A 16886-nucleotide genomic window follows, 5' to 3' on the forward strand; every position below is an offset into this window, starting at 1 on the left:
CCGTCACCCCCTCTCGACCCCGTCCAGCGCCTCCGCCTCGGCGATCCGCAGCCGCATCTGCCGGTAGCGGTGGAACTGGTACACCCCGTGCAGCACCGCGAGGACGACGGCGGCCGCCATCCCGCACGCGATCGCGGAGACCTCGTCCGCGCCGCTCTGCGTCAGCGCGAGCGCGACTCCGGCGCCCGCCACGATCGAGTTGACCACCGCGATCGCCGAGGACATCGTGAAGAAGATGCCCCGCCAGCTCTGCCGCCGGCCGATCTCGAGCAGCTCGTTCGGCGCGTGGCGGCCGCGCGGCACCGCGAAGTAGGCGCCCGCGCCCGGCAGCAGCGTCCCGTAGTAGCGGCGGATGCGCTGGATGGCCGTCAGCGCGGCGATGTCCTCCATCGAGGTCTGCACCAGCCGCTCGTAGGTGAACACCCCCAGCAGCACGACGACCGGGATGATCACCGCGAGGAACCCCATCGCGTACCGGGTCGGGGCGAGGAAGCCGAAGGCCACGAGCGAGCTGGAGAGCATCGTCAGGTAGAGCGAGGCGCGGCTGCTCGACTCCGTCACGGTGATGCCGCGCGCCGACTCCAGGACGAAGTGCTCGGTCAGGAGGGCGTTGAGGAACGCGGCCGGCCGGTCCGGGAGCGACGCGGCGGAGACGGCGGCCTCGGGCAGCGCGGGCGTGCGGGGAGGGTCCTCCTCGTCGAGGCGGTCGCCCGGCTCCGGATTCACGGCCGCACCTCTCGCGGGGACGCCCCGCGGCGTCCGCTCTTCGAGTCATCCGACTCGCGCACCGGCTCCACCCGCGCGCCTACCGTCGGACGCGACGCCGAGCACCGCCACCGGGGCGCGTGCGCAGACACCGAAGGGCCGTTCATGACCGACACCCGCCACCTCCACTCGAACCAGCGAGACACCCTCGAGCGGCTGCTCGAGGACTCGCCGAGCCACAACGTCCTCTGGGCGGACGTGCTGACGCTGCTCGAGGCCGTCGGCACCGTCCACGAGAAGCACGACGGCGCCTTCTCGGTGACGGTCGGCTCGACGACCGAGACCCTCCACCGGCCGCACCACAAGGACGTGGACGAGCAGCAGCTCGTCGACCTGCGCAGCCTGCTCCGCGGAGCGGGGTACGGCGCATGAGCGCGGGGACGCCCGCCGACCTCACCGGGTCGGCCGCCGAGCGCCTCCGCCGGCTGGACGCGCTCGACGCGGGTGCGCTGACCGAGGAGTGGCTGCTGCGCCAGCTGCGCCTCGCGCTCGGGGATCTCGCCGCGCTCGAGCCGGCCGCCGAGGCCGAGCAGGAGCGGCGCGAGGACTTCTGATGCGGCGGGCGGCCGTCCGGGGTGCACGCGGCCGGCACCCGGACGGCCGCCGGCCCGCACCCCGCAGCGCCGCCCCGCTCCGCCGCTCATCGCCCGGCCGCCGCGCTGCGGGCGCGCAGCAGCACGCCGGCCGTCGCGGTCGCCGCCAGCACGAGCGCCGCGAACACCGTCAGCACCGTCGTCGCGGCGACGAGGTCGAGCGCCGCTCCCGCCGCCAGTGCGGGCACCGCGAGCCCCGTGTACGCGACCAGGAACACCACCGCCAGGGTCTCGCCCCGGCGGGCGGGATCCGCGAGGGCGACCGCCGTGCCGATCGAGCCCTTGAAGAGCAGCCCCACCCCGAAGCCCGAGACGACGGCCCCGGCGAGGAACACTCCCAGCTGCGGAGCGATCGCTCCGGCCGCGACCGCCGCCAGCCCGACCGCGCAGCCCGCCACCGCGATCGAGAGCTGCAGGCGCATCCCCACCTTCACGAGCAGCAGCTGGCCGAGGGCCGCGGAGGCGAACACGGCGAAGGACGTCGCGCCGGCCAGCAGGTGGTCGCGCACCTGGAAGGTCTGCACCAGGAACGTCGGTGCGAGCGAGGTGAAGAGGCCGAGGACGGAGAAGGCCGAGAACGCTCCGAACGCCGCGAGCAGGAACGCCCGGCGCGCGTCCGCCGGCACCGAGAGCCGCTGCGGCCGGTAGGGGGGCGCCGTCTCCGGCACGTCGACCGTCTCGGGCACGAGGAGCAGCGCCAGGCCCGCCACGAGCAGCGCGACCAGGAACACCTGGTGCGGCAGGAGGAGCGGATCGGGCAGGAACTCGGCGAAGACCCCTCCGAGCAGCGGGCCCAGCGAGAGTCCGCCGAGGTTCACCGCGCCCGAGATCGACGCGGCGACGATCGTGTTCTCGTCCGGCCGGGCGCGGGCGCGCAGCTCGCCGAGGTGCGCGGTGGCGGTGGCGGTGAGCATCCCGATGCTGACGCCGTTGACGAAGCGGGCGACGATCAGCCCCGGCACCTCCGTCGTCAGCGAGAAGAGCACGGCCGAGATCGCCGAGACGAGCACCGCGATCAGCAGCACTCGGCGGCGGCCGAGCCAGTCGCTGACGTGACCGGCGAGGTACAGGCTCACGATCACTCCGACCGCGTAGGCGGCGAAGACGACGGTGATCACGAACGGCGGGAAGCCGTCGAGCTGCTGGTAGAGCGGGTAGAGCGGAGTCGGCACTGTGGAGTACGCCATCACGAGCAGGAAGGTCGCGGCGACGATCCAGAAGCCGACGCCGTGGCGCACCGTCGGCAGCCGGCGGCTCACGAGGTCTCCTGCAGGTGGCGGTGGGCGAAGGTGACGGCCATCGCGCCCTCGCCGACGGCGGAGGCGACGCGCTTGACCGAGCTGCGGCGCACGTCCCCCGCGGCGAAGGAGCCGGGGACGCTCGTCTCGAGGTAGAACGGCGCCCGCTCGAGCGGCCAGTCGCGAGCCGCGTGCTCGCCGGCGAGGTCCGGTCCCGTCACGAGGTAGCCGCCGGAGTCGCGGACGATCGCGGTCTCCGCCGCCCACGTCGTATCCGGCTCGCCCCCTATGCAGACGAAGAGGTGGGAGGTGGCCAGCGCCCCGTGCGCGCCGGTCGCCGAGTTCTCGACCTCGATCGACTCGAGGGCGTCGGCGCCGTGCAGGCGGGTGACGCGCGAGTCGAGCAGGATCGTCACGTTCGGCTGCCGGACGACGCGCTCCGCGAGGTAGGAGGAGAGGCTGTCGGCCAGATCCGGGCCGCGGACCAGCATGGTCACGTGCCGCGCGTGCGCCGAGAGGTTCATCACGGCCTGCCCGGCCGAGTTGCCGCCTCCGACGACCACGACGTCCTCGCCCTCGCAGAGCGGCGCCTCGCTCGTGCCGGCACCGTAGTAGAGGCCGACGCCGAGCAGCTCGTCCTCGCGCTCGAGGCCGAGCCGGCGCCACTGGATGCCCGTGGCGCAGATGTTGGTGCGGGCGACGACGGTCGTCCCGTCGGCGAGCAGCGCGTGGATCCGGTCGTCGGCGAAGCGCCCGCGGATCCCCTCGCGCATCCGCAGCAGCTCGGCGCCGAACGAGACGGCCTGCTGCCGCGCGCGCTCGGCCAGATCGGCTCCCGCTATCCCGTGCGGGAAGCCGAGGTAGTTCTCGATCAGGCTGCTCGAGCCGGCCTGCCCGCCGATGGCCGAGCGCTCGAGGACCACGACCTTCAGCCCCTCCGAGGCGGCGTACACGGCGGCCGAGAGCCCGGCCGGACCGGCTCCGTAGATGGAGAGGTCGTACTCCGCGAGCCGCGGCGAGCCGACCCAGCCGAGCCGGGCCGCGACCTCGGCGAGCGTCGGATCGGAGGCGCGGCTGCCGTCCGGGAACACCACGAGGGGGAGCGACGCGGTGGCGAGCGGGTGCCCGGCGACGGCGAGGCACTGCTCGTCCGTGTCGATCGGCGTCCACGAGAACGAGACGACGCTGCGCGAGAGGAGGTCGCGGATCTCCCACGCGTCGCGGCTCTCGCGCCGCCCGTAGAGGCGGACCTGCGGGAGGTCCCCGGCCACGGTCACGAGGCCCGCCGCCGCTCGAGCCCGTCGCGGAACTTCATCAGCTTGAGGCAGAGGTGCAGCGTGCTGCGGGCGAGGCCGTCGTCGAGCGCCTCCCGGACCGCCTCGGGCAGGTTGTCGAGGCGGTAGTAGAGCGTGGTGCGGTGGATGTGGAGGAGCCCGCACGCCTCCCGCACGCTGCCGCGCACGTCGAGGTAGGCCTCGACCGTCCGCCGCTGCACCTCGTCGCCCCGCTCGAGCAGCGTCGCCGCGGCCGGCGAGAGCATGGCGAGCTGCGAGCTGTCCGCCCCGATCGAGGCGAGGAGCACCCAGGCCCCGAGCTCGGCGATGTCGGCCCGGCTACGGCCGTCGGGCAGGGAGCCGACGATGGTCGCCGCGAGAGCGGCCCGCTCGGCGGTCGGCAGGAGGTCGTCGTCGCGGACGTCGAAGCGCGCCGAGCCGATCGCGTCGACGGCCGTGCCGCGGCCGCGCGCCTCCGCCCGCAGGACGTCGTCCGCCTCCGCGGCGGCCTCGGGCGCCTCCACGCTCACGAAGAACAGCACGCCCTCCTGGTCGCCGAGGAACGTCAGGCCGGAGGCGGCGCTCGCGTCGATCCGCCGCGCCAGCGCCGTCCGCTGCAGGGAGCCGGTCGGGCCGGTCAGCCGCACCGCGCGGACCACGGTCTGGGCGTCCCGGCGCAGCCAGCGGCGCTCGACCGCCTCGGCGAAGGAGGCGCGCCGGGTGCCGCCGTCGCCCGACAGGAGCGCCGCGAGGACGTCTGCGCGCCGGGAGCTGCCGCCCGCCCGCGTCGAGGGGCCGAGGAGGCGGCGGATCGCTCCGACGGCCGCGTCGATGAGCGAGTACTCGGCCGGAGTGAGCGGCGCGGGCCGCTCCCGGGGGAGGAGGAGGGTCGCGAGCCGGCCCCGCGGATCCTGGACGGGGAACACCCCGTCGTGAGGCGCCTCCTCGCGCGCGCGCGTCGCGGCCAGCACCCGGCTCGAGGCGTCCTCGATCGTCACCGGGCGGTCGAGAGCCTGGGCGAGCTCGTCGGCGAGGTCCTGCAGAGTCATCGGCGGGGATCCGTGTGGGGGGCCATGCCGTGATCCTCGCGGAGGGAGCCCTCCCGAAGCGTGGCCCTTCCAGGCCCACCTTGCGCGTCGGATCCGCTGCCGGCCGCGATGAGACGCTCAGCCTCCGCTGCCGGGGCGGTCCCCGGGGGTCCCGTCCGCGAGGAGGCGGTCGAGGACGTCCGGCCAGTCGAGCAGGACGCCGATGTGGCCTCGACCGGGCCGGATCGTGAGCTCCGCAGCCGGGTGGAGGCGGCGGATCCGCTCCGCGTGGGCGACCGGGACCACCCTGTCCGCCGCGCCGTGGTGGAGGAGGACCGGCGCCGTGAGGCGCGAGAGGTCGACTCCCCAGGGCATGACGAGAGCGAGGTCGTCGTCGACGCTCCCGCCCTGTTCGAGCTCCGAGGCGCGGCCGGCCTCTGCGCCGAGCGCCGTCAGCGGGCCGTCGAGGGCCGAGTAGTCGTCACCGGTGAACTGCTCCGGATCGAAGCGGGCCGTCTCCTCCCACTCCTCGCGCGCAGCCCGGCCGTCGCGCGCGCTGCGGAGAGCGCCCGGATCCTGCATGCCCTCGAACCACGCTCCGTCGTCGCTGAAGGGCGCCGGGCTGCCGAACGTCGCGACGCCCAGGACGCGATCACCTCCGAGAGCCCCGACGGCCAGCGCGTGCGGGCCGCCGCCGGAGTAGCCCGTCACCACGAAGCGCTCCATCCCGAGCAGGTCGGCGACGCGGAGCACATCGGCGGCCGCATCCGCGATGCTCCGTCCGGGAGCGCGCATCGAGCCGCCGAAGCCGGGACGGGCGACGGAGACGAGCCGGATGCCGCGCGCCGCAGCGGCGTCGACGTGGGGAGCGAGGAGTGCGCCGGTGTGCGGTGTCCCTCCGCACCAGACGACTGCAGCGCTGGGGGCTCGAGTGCCGAGGAAGTCGTGGGCGACGAGCGTGCGCGAGTCGACGCGGAACTCGTGCCGGGACGTAGCGGCGTGTCCGGTCATGGAGGAACGGTAGCCGCCTGTCGAGGGCAGTGCGCCTCGCCCGGCCCGACCGGGATGCGACGTCTCGTCGTAGGGTCGACGGGAGGGTCGGTGGACCCTCGGACGGGAGGGGTCCGCATGTCGATCGACGAGGTGTCCCACGGGATCGAGGGGGCCGCCGCGCTGGCGCACGTGCGCTCCGGCTTCTCCGGCCCGACACCGTACGGGATCGCGCAGCGCTTCGCCGAGGGGGAGCTGACGCGGGAGCAGGCCGTCGACGAGCTCGGCCGCTGGCGCTACCGGTCCGGGTCGCCGAGCGACGGCTTCGACTGGACGACCCTCGACCCCGGGGAGTTCGAGGAGGTCCGCCGGGCCCTGTCCGATGGTCTGCTCGACGCCGCGATGTACGACGAGATCCTCGACCGGTACGGCGGGCAGGACTCCCGCGGCGAGAGCGCGGCGTCCGCGGAGGAGAGCGCATGAGCGCCGGCCCCCTGGACCTCGCCTTCACCGCTCCGATCGGCGTCACCGTGAAGGGCGACCTCTGGTCGTGCGTCGAGGTGCCCGGCTCCGTCGAGCTGCTCGGCACAGGGAGGTCCGTGAAGGTGGTCGCCACCGTCGACGGCGAGCCGGTGACCGCGGGCCTGCTGCCGACCGGCGCCGGCGGTCACATGCTGTCGATCAGCGCGAAGCTGCGGAAGACGATCGGCAAGGACCTCGGCGACGTCGTCACCGTCCACCTGACCGAGCGCCTGAGCTGAGCACTGGCGGTCGGCCAGGGCCCGCGTGCGGATGGTCGACTCGACGGATGCGGAATCGAGTCCTGTTCGTCGTCGGGGTCACAGCGATGTTCGTCGCGCTGGTGCTGAGGCTGGTGTGGCCGGCCGGTGAATTCGCCTCCGGCTTCTCGCTCGCCCTGCAGCTGAGCGGCATCCTGCTCCTCCTGGTCTACGGGGTGAAGCACTTCACGGGGCGGCCGCGCCGGAGCTGAGCGGCTCATCCCAATCGGGGGTGTAGGAGTTGGGGTCTGAAGCCGCCGGTCTCGAGCAGGCTTCGGGCGATGTAGTTGGTCAGGTTGCGGAACCCGAGTGCGGAGCCGCGCAGGTGTTCGAGCCGTCCGTTGAGCGCCTCGGTCGGCCCGTTGCTGGTGCCGGGTCGTTCGAAGTAGGCGAGCACGTCAGCGGCTCGCTTCTTCAGGGTCCGGCCCAGGGTGGTGAGCTCGGTGAGCACCTTGGGGACGCCGGCGCTGAGGTCGGTGAGCAGCTTCTCCATGAGCTCGCGGCCACGTTGCCGGTCCTCGTGGCGATAGGCGGCGATCATGCGCTGATGGACACCCCAGGTCGCCTCGACCTCGACGTGAGCGTCATCAACGAACAGCGCGCGTAGCCTGTCGCTCTGCTTGTCGGTGAGCAGGTCCGCGCCGGTGTGCAGACCGAGGCCGTCGAGTCGAGCGAAGGCGGTCAGATCAGGGCGGCCGAAGCCGGCCGGCGGGGTAGCGTCGGTCACGTCGAGGTCTTTCGGACGGATGGCCGAGGAACCTCCGTCGTCGGAAGACCTCGACGTCTATCTGCGGACCGACGCTCCCGGCCGACCTACACCGTCATCTGAGAAGACCCCTGAAACGTCTTCGCCGACGACGGGGCCGGCGAGGAGGAGGGCGCGGTGAGCTAGAAGAATGGAGCTTGCTCGGCTTCGACGCCGCCGCAAGCTCCGGTGAAACGGTCGGTACTGGTCGGTCGTGGTCGGTCACCACCGGATGGCGGCGTCCTCCACGCTCGGCGTTTGCGCAGGTCAGCGGCTCGTTCGCCCAGTGGGCGCATCAAGCGCTAGACGCAAAGCCGACGTGATGAGGTCGTCCGTTCGATTCCGACAGGCGGCTCCGGCGAACCGTTCTGGTGGTCGCGCGATGCGCTGGCCTCACGGCTCTGCCCGACACCGACGTCGCTCTCCTCTGCGACGGACCCCTCGCCGGCTGAGCGCTCGCGGCCGGCATCCTGTCCGTGTGCCGATAGGCCTCGCACCGCTCGGCAACGCAGCGTGGCGTTGCGTCGCGACCTGGCGACGGCTCGGCGGGGCGCGATCGTCTCGTGCGTTGGCGGACTACGGGAGCTTGGACGCGAGGACGTCGGCCGCCAGGATCTCGGGTGCTGCGCCGAGGAGGTGCTGGTTGGCCATCAGGGCTGCGACGATGGCGCCGTTGGCGTGGGCGTTGCGAGCGGCTTCGTCGGGGAATGCATCGAAGATCCAGAAGGTGTCGGCGTGGGTCCTGACCGCGAACCAGACGATCGTTCCTACTTCTTCGTTGGCGAGTGCGACAGCGCCGGCGAGCAGATCGGCGACCGCGTCGTGCTGTCCATCGGCCGCGACGATCTTGGCGACGAAGGCATACGGAAGTGATGCGGGTGTGGACATGAGGGACTCTCCTTGACGTCGGGGTTCTTCGTGGGACGAGTTCAGCGTATGACGAGCGAGGGCCGGTGGGGAGTGGCGTATACGGCAGTATTGCTATTGTTTACGTCATGCGTATCGGACTGATCGCGATCGACGGCTGCTTCGGTTCGGCTATCGCGTCGATCATCGACATCGTGCGGGTGGCCGACGGAGCCCGCGGCGATGTCGACCCGCGGATCGACCCGATCGAACTCGCCATCCTCGGACCGAAACGGCGAGTGACCACGACGGCATCGATGACCCTGTCGGTGGACCACCCGCTGTCGGAGTCCGGAGAGTTCGACGTGGTCGTCGTCCCTGCGCTTGGAACCCTTACGGCCGCCGCTACCAACGACGTCCTCCAGAGCCGAGATGCTCGTTCGGTCATCGCCTCGCTCGGGCGCCTCGACGAGGCGACCACCCGGATCGCCGCGGCGTGCACCGGCGTGTTCGCTGTCGCCGAGACCGGACGGATGCATCATCGGAGGGCGACGACCAGCTGGTTCCTGGGGCCGGAGTTCCTGAAGCGCTATCCGACCGTCGCCCTCGATCTCGACACCATGGTCGTGGTCGACGGGAACCTCGTAACCGCCGGCGCCGCGTTCGCCCACATCGACCTCGCGCTCTCACTCGTGCGATCGATCAGCCCCGACCTGGCCCAACATGTCGCCAAGCTCCTCATCATCGACGAGCGTCCGTCTCAGGCGGCCTTCGTCGCCTACGAACATCTCCGGCACGAGGACCCGATCGTCGTCGAGTTCGAACGCTTCGTGCGCGCCCGCCTGGACGAACCGTTCAACGTCGCCTTCGTCGCGCAGTCGCTCGGCACCAGCCGGCGCACCCTCGAACGACGAGTCCGTGCGGCGCTCAACCTCACTCCGCTCGGCTTCGTCCAACGGCTTCGCATCGAACGAGCTCGGCACCTCTCAGCAACCACGGACTTCACCTCCGCCGAGATCGCGCTACGGGTCGGCTACGCGAATGCCGAGACTCTGCGCTCCCTCCTGCGCAGGGAGCGACGCCGTTCCTGACCTATCGCCATGCCTGTAGCCGGTGTCCTAGCGCTCGACTGGAACCACCTCTCAGCACGTCGCGTCGACGCTCCTGCGTCGCCCTTGGACGACCCACTCGACACGCCCGCAGCACAGGTCATGTGACGTGTCCCGGCTTCCCGGACGGTCGGGGTTGGGTGGCTGTGATGTCGCTGCGTTCTCGTCGAGGGGGTCAGCAGACTCGATCAGGGTCGACTGGGATGAGACGCGAAGGCGGTCAGGTCAGGGCGGCCGAAGCCGGCCGGCGGGGTAGCGTCGGTCACGTCGAGGTCTTTCGGACGGATGGCGTAGGAACCTCCGTCGTCGGGAGACCTCGACGTCTATCTGCGGACCGACGCTCCCGGCCGACCTGCACCCTCATCTGGGAAGAGCCAGCTGAGCTCCGGAATCGGAGGAAGACCCGTGAGCGGAGCGGAGGAGCCGGCCTGGGCGGATCCGGAGCCGGAGGTCCACCGGGCGCTCGCGCGGTGGGCGGCGGAGTGCGCGGAGCGCGCCCTCCCCGCGTTCGAGGAGCGGGACCCGGACAATGCCCGGCCCCGGCGCGCGCTCGACGTCCTCCTCGCCTGGGGGCGGGGCGAGGCTCCGATGACCGAGTGCCGCGCGGCGGCCTTCACGGCGCACGCCGCAGCCCGCGCCTCGACGCAGGCGGGCGAGCGGGCCGCCACCGCTGCCGCGCGGGCGGCCGGGCAGGCCGCAGCCGTCGCGCACATGGTCGATCACTGCTCGCACGCCGCCGTGGAGAGCAGCGCGCAGCCTCGGGCCTTCACGCGAAGGAGCGCGCAACGGATCGTCGCTCTCACTGAATCCGCCCGCCGCGCGGATGCTCTCCCAGCGATCTTCTCGCGTCGGTGAACGTCCGCGACTGCTGTGTCGTGTCCTCGGTGGGACCACCTCGGCCCCCGCACTACAGGAGGCATCATGCTCAAGCGAATCGCGACCACTATGACGACTGCGGCGTTCGCCGCCGTCCTTCTCGCCGGATGCTCGACGGCCGCCGGCTCGGCCGCCTCGTCGGAAGCGCCGGCCGACAGCCCCTCCGCCACCGCGATGGCCTCCGCCACCGCGACCGCCTCCGCTGGGACGGCGGCTCTCACGACGGCGTCCTCGCCGCTGGGCGAGATCATCACGGACGAGGCCGGCTACACCGTCTACACGTTCGCCAAGGACACGCAGAACTCGGGCAGCAGCAGCTGCTACGACGAGTGCGCCACGACCTGGCCGGCCGTGTCGGCGTCCAGCACGACCGCCGCGGACGGGATCACCGGAGAGGTCGGCTCGATCACGCGCACCGACGGGACGACCCAGCTGACCGTCGACGGATGGCCGGTCTACCGGTTCGCGAAGGACACCGCGCCGGGCCAGGTCAACGGGCAGGGTGTGAAGGACGCCTGGTACGTCCTCCTCCCTGACGGCACGATGAACAAGGAAGCCGCGGCCATGAGCACCGCCACCCCGGCGTCCTGATGCGACGGCGACCCGTCCCCGCGCAGCGAAGCGCATCGTCGGGCCGGGTCGCCGGTTCTCGACAGGCATGGACGGAAGGGATGACCGGCAGTGATCGCAGCAACCGTGATGAGGGAGCGCACCGTGGCGCTTCGAGGCGGTGAGCGTTGTGCCCCGCCCCGTCGATGAGCTCCTGGCGGCGCTGTACGAGAGTCACGGCCCGGCCTTGCGGCGCTTCGTGCAGAACCTCACTCGGAACGCGGCGCTGACGGAGGACGTCGTGCAGGAGACGATGGTCCGGGCCTGGCAGCGCCCGCAGGTCCTCGAACGCGACGCCGACGCCGCTCGCGCGTGGCTGTTCACCGTCGCCCGCAACCTCGTCATCGACGACGCCCGATCCGCTCGGAGCCGACGCGAGGTGCCGGCGAAGGACGAGGACGGCGGCGGCGCCGTCCCCGATCGCACCGACGCGGTCCTGGACAGCATCCTGGTCGCCGACGCTCTCGCATCGCTGTCGGTGGAGCATCGTCAGATCGTGGTGGACGCGTACTTCCTCGGACACACCGTCCCCGAGATCGCCCGCCGGCACTCCATCCCCGAGGGAACAGCGAAATCTCGATTGCACTACGGACTGCGCGGACTGCGACTGGCTCTGCAGGAAAGGGGCGTCACCCGATGAACGACCACCACGGAAGCTCTGCGACGGAGGACGAGTACCGCGACTGGGACGCGTCCTACGTCCTCGGCGCTCTCCCCGCAGATCAGCGACTCGAGTACGAGCAGCACCTCAGCGGCTGCGCGGCCTGCCGCGCGGCCGTGGCAGAGCTGGCAGGACTGCCCGGCATCGTCGGCCGCCTCTCCGTCGAGGACGGTCTCGCCATCAGCGCATCGGACGACGGCGAGGAGGCGCCGCCGTCGATGGTGACGCTGCCCGCCATCGCCCACCGTGTCCGGACGCGCCGACGTCGGCGCCGGCTGGTGACGTCCCTCGCCGTCGCGGCCGCCGTCACCGCCTCCGTCTTCGGAGGTGTCGCTCTCGGCACGGGCATCGCGGGCGCTCCCGTGGCGAGCGAGGCGACCCTCGAACCGATGGACCCGATCGCGGCCGATCCCGCTCTCGCTGCGGACATCCAGGTCGAGGGGAAGCCGTGGGGCACCCGGCTGGAGTGGAGCTGCACCTACAGTGGTGATGCGCCCGCCGACGCGGAGTACGAACTCGTGATCACCCGCACAGACGGCAGCACGATCACCGTCGCCACCTGGACGGCGGCCGGGCGGCGCGCCGTCGACCTGGCGGCGTCCACGGGCGTCGCCCGGTCGGAGATCACCGGCGTCGACATCAGGGTCCGCGGCACGAACTCCCCCCTCGTCCGCACCGACACCTGAGACACCGCCCACCCGCAGGAGACACCGTCACTGCCCGCGGTGCCGCGGGCACCGGACAGGAGCAGACCATGAGCACCGAGACCACGCCGCTGCACATCACCCGCGAGGGCCCGAGAAGCTTCATCGGCCGCAACGCGCGAGGAGCCGAGGTCCGCATCGGCGGGTCGGACGCCGACGGCGTGTTCTCGCCCGGCGAGCTGCTGCACCTCGCCCTCGCCGCCTGCGGCATGCTCTCCTCGGACCACATCCTCGCCAGCCGGCTCGGAGCCGACTTCGAAGCGACCACCGACATCACCGCGACCAAGCCCGAGGGGGAGGACCGCTACGACTCGATCGCCGCCGTGATCCGCGCCGACCTGTCGGCGCTCGATCCCGAGCGGATCGCCTCACTGTCCGAGCGCACCCACCGGGCGGTCGACCGCCAGTGCACCGTCGGCCACACGCTCGAGCACGGCGCGGCGTACACCGTCGACGTCGTGGACGACCAGGCCGTTCCCGTCAGCGGTTCGAGGACGGGGGCCGTCTGAGATCAACACCTCATCGGTCACGGCGACCGGTGACGACCGAGACGCGGACGTCTCCCTTCAGTGCCGTCAGTCTGCGACTCGCCGACCGGATCCGAGACGATTCGCGAGGCGGAGCGCGTTCACGGAGCGGAGGTGCTGGTCGGCGCGGTGACGCCCGTTGGCCGGTGAGGGGTGCGGTGCCGCGAGGACGGGGACGACACGGGGATCATCGTGCAGGGTCAGATAGCGCATGACCCCGTCTAGCGCCACGGTCCCGTAGGTGACGACGGCTTCGAGCGCGGGCAGCAGCTCCAGCAGCTCACCGAGCGCGAGCCGGCCCTGCTCGATGTCCGCGGGGCGGACGCGGCCAGGGATCTCCCACGGGATGAGGTTCCACCGGACGTAGTGGTCGCGGGAGAGTCCGGACTCGATGCGGGCCGCCCGGAACGCGGCGGCGGTGGGCCCGAGGTTGTCTTCGCTGCAGACGGCAGCGGATCCCGCGGCGATCGTCCGAGGGCCGGGTGACTGCATCAGCACCAGGACGCGACTGGCGGTGCCGCCGGAGCGGGGATCGAAGCCCGGAACGAAGCGTCCGGTCGCGTCCGCGGTACTCCGCCAGGTCTCGGCGAGGGCGTTCAAGGTTCGGACATCCACGATGCTCCTCGATCCCGGTCAGGCCGGCCGCGGTGGTGCGAGCAGGGTGCCGCGGATCACGGAACCGTGGAACGTGCGGGCGGCGACGATGATCCACGCGGCGACCAGGCCGACGTAGTAGAGCACGGCGAGGCCGGCGACGACCGTGAGACCGGAGTGCAGGGCGAGGCCGTTCAGTCCGGTGACGCAGGTGCCGACGGGGAACGTGAACGACCACCACGTCAGACTGAACGGCAGGTGCTCCTTCGCGGTGCGGAGGGTGATCGCGAGGGCGATGACGGTCCAGAGCAGCGCGAAGCCGAGCATCGCGAAGCCGTACACCAGAGCCACGACCAGCAGCGCACGCGCCATGCCGGCGTCCACGACGGTGGGCGCGTTCGAGGCGAGCAGATTCACAGCGGTGATCGACTGTCCGACCGGACCGAGGACGATCCACAGCGTCGGCACCATCCCCGCCGCTCCTACCTTGTGCTGCGCGAGCCGGTTCCAGATCAGGGTGATCACCACCAGTGACGCGATCAGGCTGAGGCCGAAGAAGCCGTAGCAGGACCACAGGAGCGTCTCCCGCGCTTGCCCGGCGGGCGCGTACGGCAGCAGCAATGCGCCGGTGGAAGCGGACACCATCGGCGGAACGATCGGCATCAGCCAGCCGCCGAACGCCGAATCGGGCTTGTTCTCATGCCGGGTGAACGCGAGGTAGGGCACCAGGACCGCCGTCGCCAGCCCGCCGAGAGTCCCCGCACCCCAGAGCACCCAGTCGATGGTGACAGCGGCCGGCACGCCGATCCAGTCCTTGCCGAGGAGGAGGGTTCCCGCGCCGACGGTGAGGAACGCCATGGGAGGCGCGCCGTAGAAGTGCGAGAGGACCGGATTCAGGTGGTGCCTCATCGCTGTACCGCGGTAGCGGACCCAGTGCAGCCCGGTCGCGACCGTCAGCGCGACGAGCAGCAGTGCGGAGATCGCCCAGACGACGGTGGCCCCGGTCCGCAGTCCGGGGAACTGGAGTGGCAGGGACGCGGCGGCGACCGCGACGATGCCGGTGCCCATGATCGACGCGAACCAGTTCGGCGTCAGGTTCGACACGATCAGTCCCGGATGCTCCAGCTCCCGGAACAAGCGCCTCGACCGCGGAGGATGCCCGATCGAGGAAGATGCGCGGGCGGGGGAGAGAGTTGTCATGATTCCAGCCTGAGCATCGCCGTCCCCAGCCGATACAGCGATCGTGTTGGCGGGGCACAATGAGTGCTTGTGGCGACGCGGCGATTGACGGACCGGATCCTGGATCTCGACACGCTGGAGGTGCTCGAACGCGTCGCCGAGGCGGGCTCGCTCTCCCGCGCTGCCGAAGCCCTCGGCGTCACCCAGCAGGCCGTCTCGGCGCGTCTGCGGGTAGCGGAGCGCGCCATCGGGCAGCCGCTCGTGCGCCGCTCTCCGACCGGTTCCCTGATGACCGACGCGGGCCGGCTCGTGCTCGAGCTGGCCGGCCCGGTCCTCGAGGCGTCCCGCCGCCTCGAGGCGGGCGCGGCGGCACTGCGACAGCCGACCGGCTCACTGGTCCTCGCGGCGTCGCAGACCATCGCCGAACTGCTGCTCCCACGCTGGCTCCTCGAATTCCGACAGCGCACACCCGAGGTGAGTGTGCAACTGATCGCCGGCAATTCAGCCACGGTCACAGAGCTCGTGAGATCCGGTGCCGCGCAACTCGGATTCGTCGAGACACCGGCGTCCACGGCCACGCTCTCCTCTGACGTGGTCGCGGAGGACGAACTCGCTGTCGTCGTAGCACCGGACCACCCCTGGGCACGCGCGGCGAGTATCAGCGCCGAGGACTTGGCCGGCACCGCACTGCTGACACGAGAAGAAGGCTCCGGCACCCGGACGACCCTCGAAGCATGGCTCCACGACGCCGGGCTCGCACCCACGACTCCCGCCGCGATCCTTGAAACGACGGCGATCATCCGAGCGAACGCCCGCGCCGGCATCGCGCCCGCAGTCATGAGCATCCTCACCGTCGAAACAGATCTCGCCGCGCGCTCACTGATACGAGTGCCCCTCCGCGGACCAGCACTCGTGCGACCCCTCCGCGCCATCTGGTCCGATCGCATCGGGTCGTCCGCGGCGGCGTTCCTGGAGATCGCGCACGAGATGCGCTGACCGGTGCACGGCTCGTCGCAACGCCGATCACGCCAGCGGCCGTGTCTGCTCGAGCTACAGCGATCCGGTCGATCTGCACACGGCGGCACGGACGTCATGTCGCGGTGATGGCGAAGAGCCCGGCGATGCCGACGGTGTAGAGCGCGAGCACGATCAACGAGTCGATTCCCATGCCGGCGATGCGGCGGGTGGGTCGGAAGATCAGTCCGACGATGTAGACGAGGGTGAGCAGGGCGGCGAGAGCGGTGAGGTAGATGTCGGACGAGTTCGCCTGCGGGAGGACTGCGGTGCCGGAGAGGACGGTGGCGACGAGGAACAGGACGGGGAGGAAGGCGTTGCCGCCGAAGATGTCGCTGATGGCGAGGTTGTCGTCGCCCTGCTTGATGGCTTGCAGCCCGGTCGAGATCTCGGGGAGGGAGGTGGCGAGAGCGAGCACGGTGGCTCCGAACAGCACTCCTGAGAGACCGAGCTGCGAGGATGCCGCGTCACCGGCGCGCTCGAGCACGACACCGGCGAGGAGGGTCGCCGCGGCGGAGATCGTGAACACGATGGTCGCCTTGCGTGTGCTCATCGGGTGCGTCTTCTTCTTCGAGGGGGATGCTGTCGCGTCGGGGGCCCGCCCGTCCTCGTGCCAGGGGAGGTGCTTGCCGGAGCGTTGCACGAGCAGCAGCCCGACGACCCAGAGGCCGGCGATGAGGACGACGTCCGGGGTCAGGCGCAGCACTTCCAGTCCGGAGGGCAGCTGGCTGCCGGCGATGACGACGGCGAGCACCGCGACGACCACGAGCCCCTCGAGCACGAGTGTGAGGGACGCGGCACGGTAGGTGAGCGGCTTCGCACCCTTTCCGCGCTTGCCGAACAGGTCGAGGACGACGAGGACCACGGTCTGCAGTGCGATGCCGCCGAGGATGTTGCCGACCGCGACGTCCAGGTTCCCGGAGAGCGCGGCGGACACGGTGATCGCGATCTCCGGCAGGTTCGTCGCGACGGCGAGAACGATCAGACCGCCCAGCGCACTCCCCAGGTGCAGGCGCGCGTCCAGAACGTCCGTGGCCTTCGACAACTGGATGCCGGCGACCCACACCACTGCGGCGGCGGCGAGAAAGACGACGACGAGAACAACGAAGGGCAGACCATCCATGCAGTGAGTGAACCGCGCCGACGACGATTCGCGACCCCCTTGCGCCTGAGCTGCTTCTCACCGCCTCGCGCGCGGTGGTCTCCGTGGTGATCGGTTCGACCGCGTGCCATCCTCGACGACACCCCGATCGTCGGGTCGAGCGTGATCCCACCGTTCGTTCCCGAGGCGCGCTTCGTCAGTAGCAGGCGATTCGGGTACGCCGCAGCGTCCGCACGTGTACGCGCGGGCAGCT

21 protein-coding genes and 2 pseudogenes are annotated in these 16886 nt (G+C 71.5%); 13 read left to right on the plus strand and 10 right to left on the minus strand.

The window, feature by feature from the left end; genetic code table 11:
• Window positions 1–3 precede the first annotated feature (3 nt).
• The gene (locus C5B93_RS09350; RefSeq protein ID WP_104257442.1) at window positions 4–726 is read right to left on the minus strand and encodes a hypothetical protein; all 723 of its coding nucleotides are present in this window, start codon (window positions 724–726) and stop codon (window positions 4–6) included.
• 144 nt (window positions 727–870) lie between these two features.
• Here C5B93_RS09350 and C5B93_RS09355 point away from each other — a divergent pair, with 144 nt between their 5' ends.
• Together C5B93_RS09355 and C5B93_RS09360 are read left to right on the plus strand one after the other, a co-directional pair.
• Window positions 871–1137: a hypothetical protein gene (locus C5B93_RS09355; protein WP_104261239.1), complete on the plus strand. Its 267-nt coding sequence runs from the start codon at window positions 871–873 to the stop codon at window positions 1135–1137.
• Window positions 1134–1319 carry a hypothetical protein gene (locus C5B93_RS09360; protein ID WP_104224778.1) on the plus strand — a complete coding sequence of 62 codons (186 nt, stop codon included), beginning with the start codon at window positions 1134–1136 and terminating at the stop codon, window positions 1317–1319. The genes C5B93_RS09355 and C5B93_RS09360 overlap by 4 nt, the downstream gene beginning before the upstream one ends.
• Before the next feature lie 86 nt (window positions 1320–1405).
• On the opposite strand, the gene C5B93_RS09365 is transcribed toward C5B93_RS09360, so the two are convergent.
• The 4 genes from C5B93_RS09365 to C5B93_RS09375 form a co-directional block, all read right to left on the minus strand.
• A complete protein-coding gene (locus C5B93_RS09365) occupies window positions 1406–2617 on the minus strand; it encodes an MFS transporter (RefSeq protein ID WP_258068189.1) in 1212 nt (403 codons plus the stop codon).
• A complete protein-coding gene (locus C5B93_RS09370) occupies window positions 2614–3873 on the minus strand; it encodes an NAD(P)/FAD-dependent oxidoreductase (protein ID WP_181133764.1) in 1260 nt (419 codons plus the stop codon). The genes C5B93_RS09365 and C5B93_RS09370 overlap by 4 nt, the downstream gene beginning before the upstream one ends.
• Entirely contained in the window at window positions 3870–4919 is a 1050-nt protein-coding gene (locus C5B93_RS17495) for a helix-turn-helix domain-containing protein (RefSeq protein WP_219814033.1), read from the minus strand. Before C5B93_RS17495 ends, C5B93_RS09370 begins: the two co-directional genes overlap by 4 nt.
• Before the next feature lie 117 nt (window positions 4920–5036).
• Window positions 5037–5909: an alpha/beta fold hydrolase gene (locus C5B93_RS09375; RefSeq protein WP_104292320.1), complete on the minus strand. Its 873-nt coding sequence runs from the start codon at window positions 5907–5909 to the stop codon at window positions 5037–5039.
• A gap of 117 nt (window positions 5910–6026) precedes the next feature.
• Between C5B93_RS09375 and C5B93_RS09380 the strand changes: the two genes are divergently transcribed.
• The 3 genes from C5B93_RS09380 to C5B93_RS09390 are packed head-to-tail and all read left to right on the plus strand — an operon-like array spanning window position 6027 to window position 6879.
• Window positions 6027–6371, plus strand: coding sequence for a hypothetical protein (locus tag C5B93_RS09380; RefSeq protein ID WP_104292321.1), 345 nt, complete (start codon window positions 6027–6029; stop codon window positions 6369–6371).
• Window positions 6368–6649, plus strand: a complete 282-nt coding sequence (locus C5B93_RS09385) for a DUF1905 domain-containing protein (protein WP_104292322.1) — start codon at window positions 6368–6370, stop codon at window positions 6647–6649. The genes C5B93_RS09380 and C5B93_RS09385 overlap by 4 nt, the downstream gene beginning before the upstream one ends.
• 47 nt (window positions 6650–6696) lie before the next feature.
• Window positions 6697–6879, plus strand: a complete 183-nt coding sequence (locus C5B93_RS09390; protein WP_104224784.1) for a hypothetical protein — start codon at window positions 6697–6699, stop codon at window positions 6877–6879.
• 5 nt (window positions 6880–6884) lie between these two features.
• Here C5B93_RS09390 and C5B93_RS09395 read toward each other — a convergent pair.
• A pseudogene (locus tag C5B93_RS09395) lies at window positions 6885–7319 on the minus strand (transposase); the annotation flags it as partial.
• Between the two features lie 669 nt (window positions 7320–7988).
• On the minus strand, window positions 7989–8300 hold the full coding sequence (locus C5B93_RS09405) for a putative quinol monooxygenase (RefSeq protein WP_104292323.1): 312 nt from the start codon (window positions 8298–8300) through the stop codon (window positions 7989–7991).
• 107 nt (window positions 8301–8407) lie between these two features.
• Here C5B93_RS09405 and C5B93_RS09410 point away from each other — a divergent pair, with 107 nt between their 5' ends.
• The 6 genes from C5B93_RS09410 (at window position 8408) to C5B93_RS09435 (ending at window position 12726) form a co-directional block, all read left to right on the plus strand.
• Window positions 8408–9349, plus strand: a complete 942-nt coding sequence (locus C5B93_RS09410) for a GlxA family transcriptional regulator (protein ID WP_053548963.1) — start codon at window positions 8408–8410, stop codon at window positions 9347–9349.
• A gap of 423 nt (window positions 9350–9772) precedes the next feature.
• A complete protein-coding gene (locus tag C5B93_RS09415; RefSeq protein ID WP_146078471.1) occupies window positions 9773–10222 on the plus strand; it encodes a putative immunity protein in 450 nt (149 codons plus the stop codon).
• Between the two features lie 66 nt (window positions 10223–10288).
• The gene (locus tag C5B93_RS09420; protein WP_146076490.1) at window positions 10289–10834 is read left to right on the plus strand and encodes a hypothetical protein; all 546 of its coding nucleotides are present in this window, start codon (window positions 10289–10291) and stop codon (window positions 10832–10834) included.
• A 139-nt stretch (window positions 10835–10973) separates the two neighbouring features.
• Window positions 10974–11492 carry a sigma-70 family RNA polymerase sigma factor gene (locus tag C5B93_RS09425; RefSeq protein WP_104224788.1) on the plus strand — a complete coding sequence of 173 codons (519 nt, stop codon included), beginning with the start codon at window positions 10974–10976 and terminating at the stop codon, window positions 11490–11492.
• Window positions 11489–12199 (plus strand): anti-sigma factor, encoded by a 711-nt coding sequence (locus C5B93_RS09430; RefSeq protein ID WP_104292325.1) that lies wholly within the window; start codon window positions 11489–11491, stop codon window positions 12197–12199. The genes C5B93_RS09425 and C5B93_RS09430 overlap by 4 nt, the downstream gene beginning before the upstream one ends.
• A 68-nt stretch (window positions 12200–12267) precedes the next feature.
• Window positions 12268–12726: an OsmC family protein gene (locus tag C5B93_RS09435; RefSeq protein WP_104263392.1), complete on the plus strand. Its 459-nt coding sequence runs from the start codon at window positions 12268–12270 to the stop codon at window positions 12724–12726.
• Between the two features lie 66 nt (window positions 12727–12792).
• Here C5B93_RS09435 and C5B93_RS09440 read toward each other — a convergent pair whose 3' ends face one another.
• On the minus strand, window positions 12793–13359 hold the full coding sequence (locus C5B93_RS09440; RefSeq protein WP_258062371.1) for a uracil-DNA glycosylase family protein: 567 nt from the start codon (window positions 13357–13359) through the stop codon (window positions 12793–12795).
• 18 nt (window positions 13360–13377) lie between these two features.
• The gene (locus C5B93_RS09445) at window positions 13378–14538 is read right to left on the minus strand and encodes a TDT family transporter (protein ID WP_104288701.1); all 1161 of its coding nucleotides are present in this window, start codon (window positions 14536–14538) and stop codon (window positions 13378–13380) included.
• A gap of 120 nt (window positions 14539–14658) precedes the next feature.
• On the opposite strand from C5B93_RS09445, the pseudogene C5B93_RS17880 reads away from it, so the two are divergent.
• Together C5B93_RS17880 and C5B93_RS09450 are read left to right on the plus strand one after the other, a co-directional pair.
• Window positions 14659–14763, plus strand: a pseudogene (locus C5B93_RS17880) (LysR family transcriptional regulator); the annotation flags it as partial.
• A gap of 63 nt (window positions 14764–14826) precedes the next feature.
• A complete protein-coding gene (locus C5B93_RS09450) occupies window positions 14827–15513 on the plus strand; it encodes a LysR substrate-binding domain-containing protein (protein WP_258068193.1) in 687 nt (228 codons plus the stop codon).
• Between the two features lie 94 nt (window positions 15514–15607).
• On the opposite strand, the gene C5B93_RS09455 is transcribed toward C5B93_RS09450, so the two are convergent.
• Entirely contained in the window at window positions 15608–16654 is a 1047-nt protein-coding gene (locus C5B93_RS09455; RefSeq protein WP_104292327.1) for a sodium:calcium antiporter, read from the minus strand.
• Window positions 16655–16886: the final 232 nt, after the last annotated feature.

The organism is Rathayibacter sp. AY1A2, assembly GCF_002930935.1.
In the GTDB taxonomy this organism is placed as follows: domain Bacteria; phylum Actinomycetota; class Actinomycetes; order Actinomycetales; family Microbacteriaceae; genus Rathayibacter.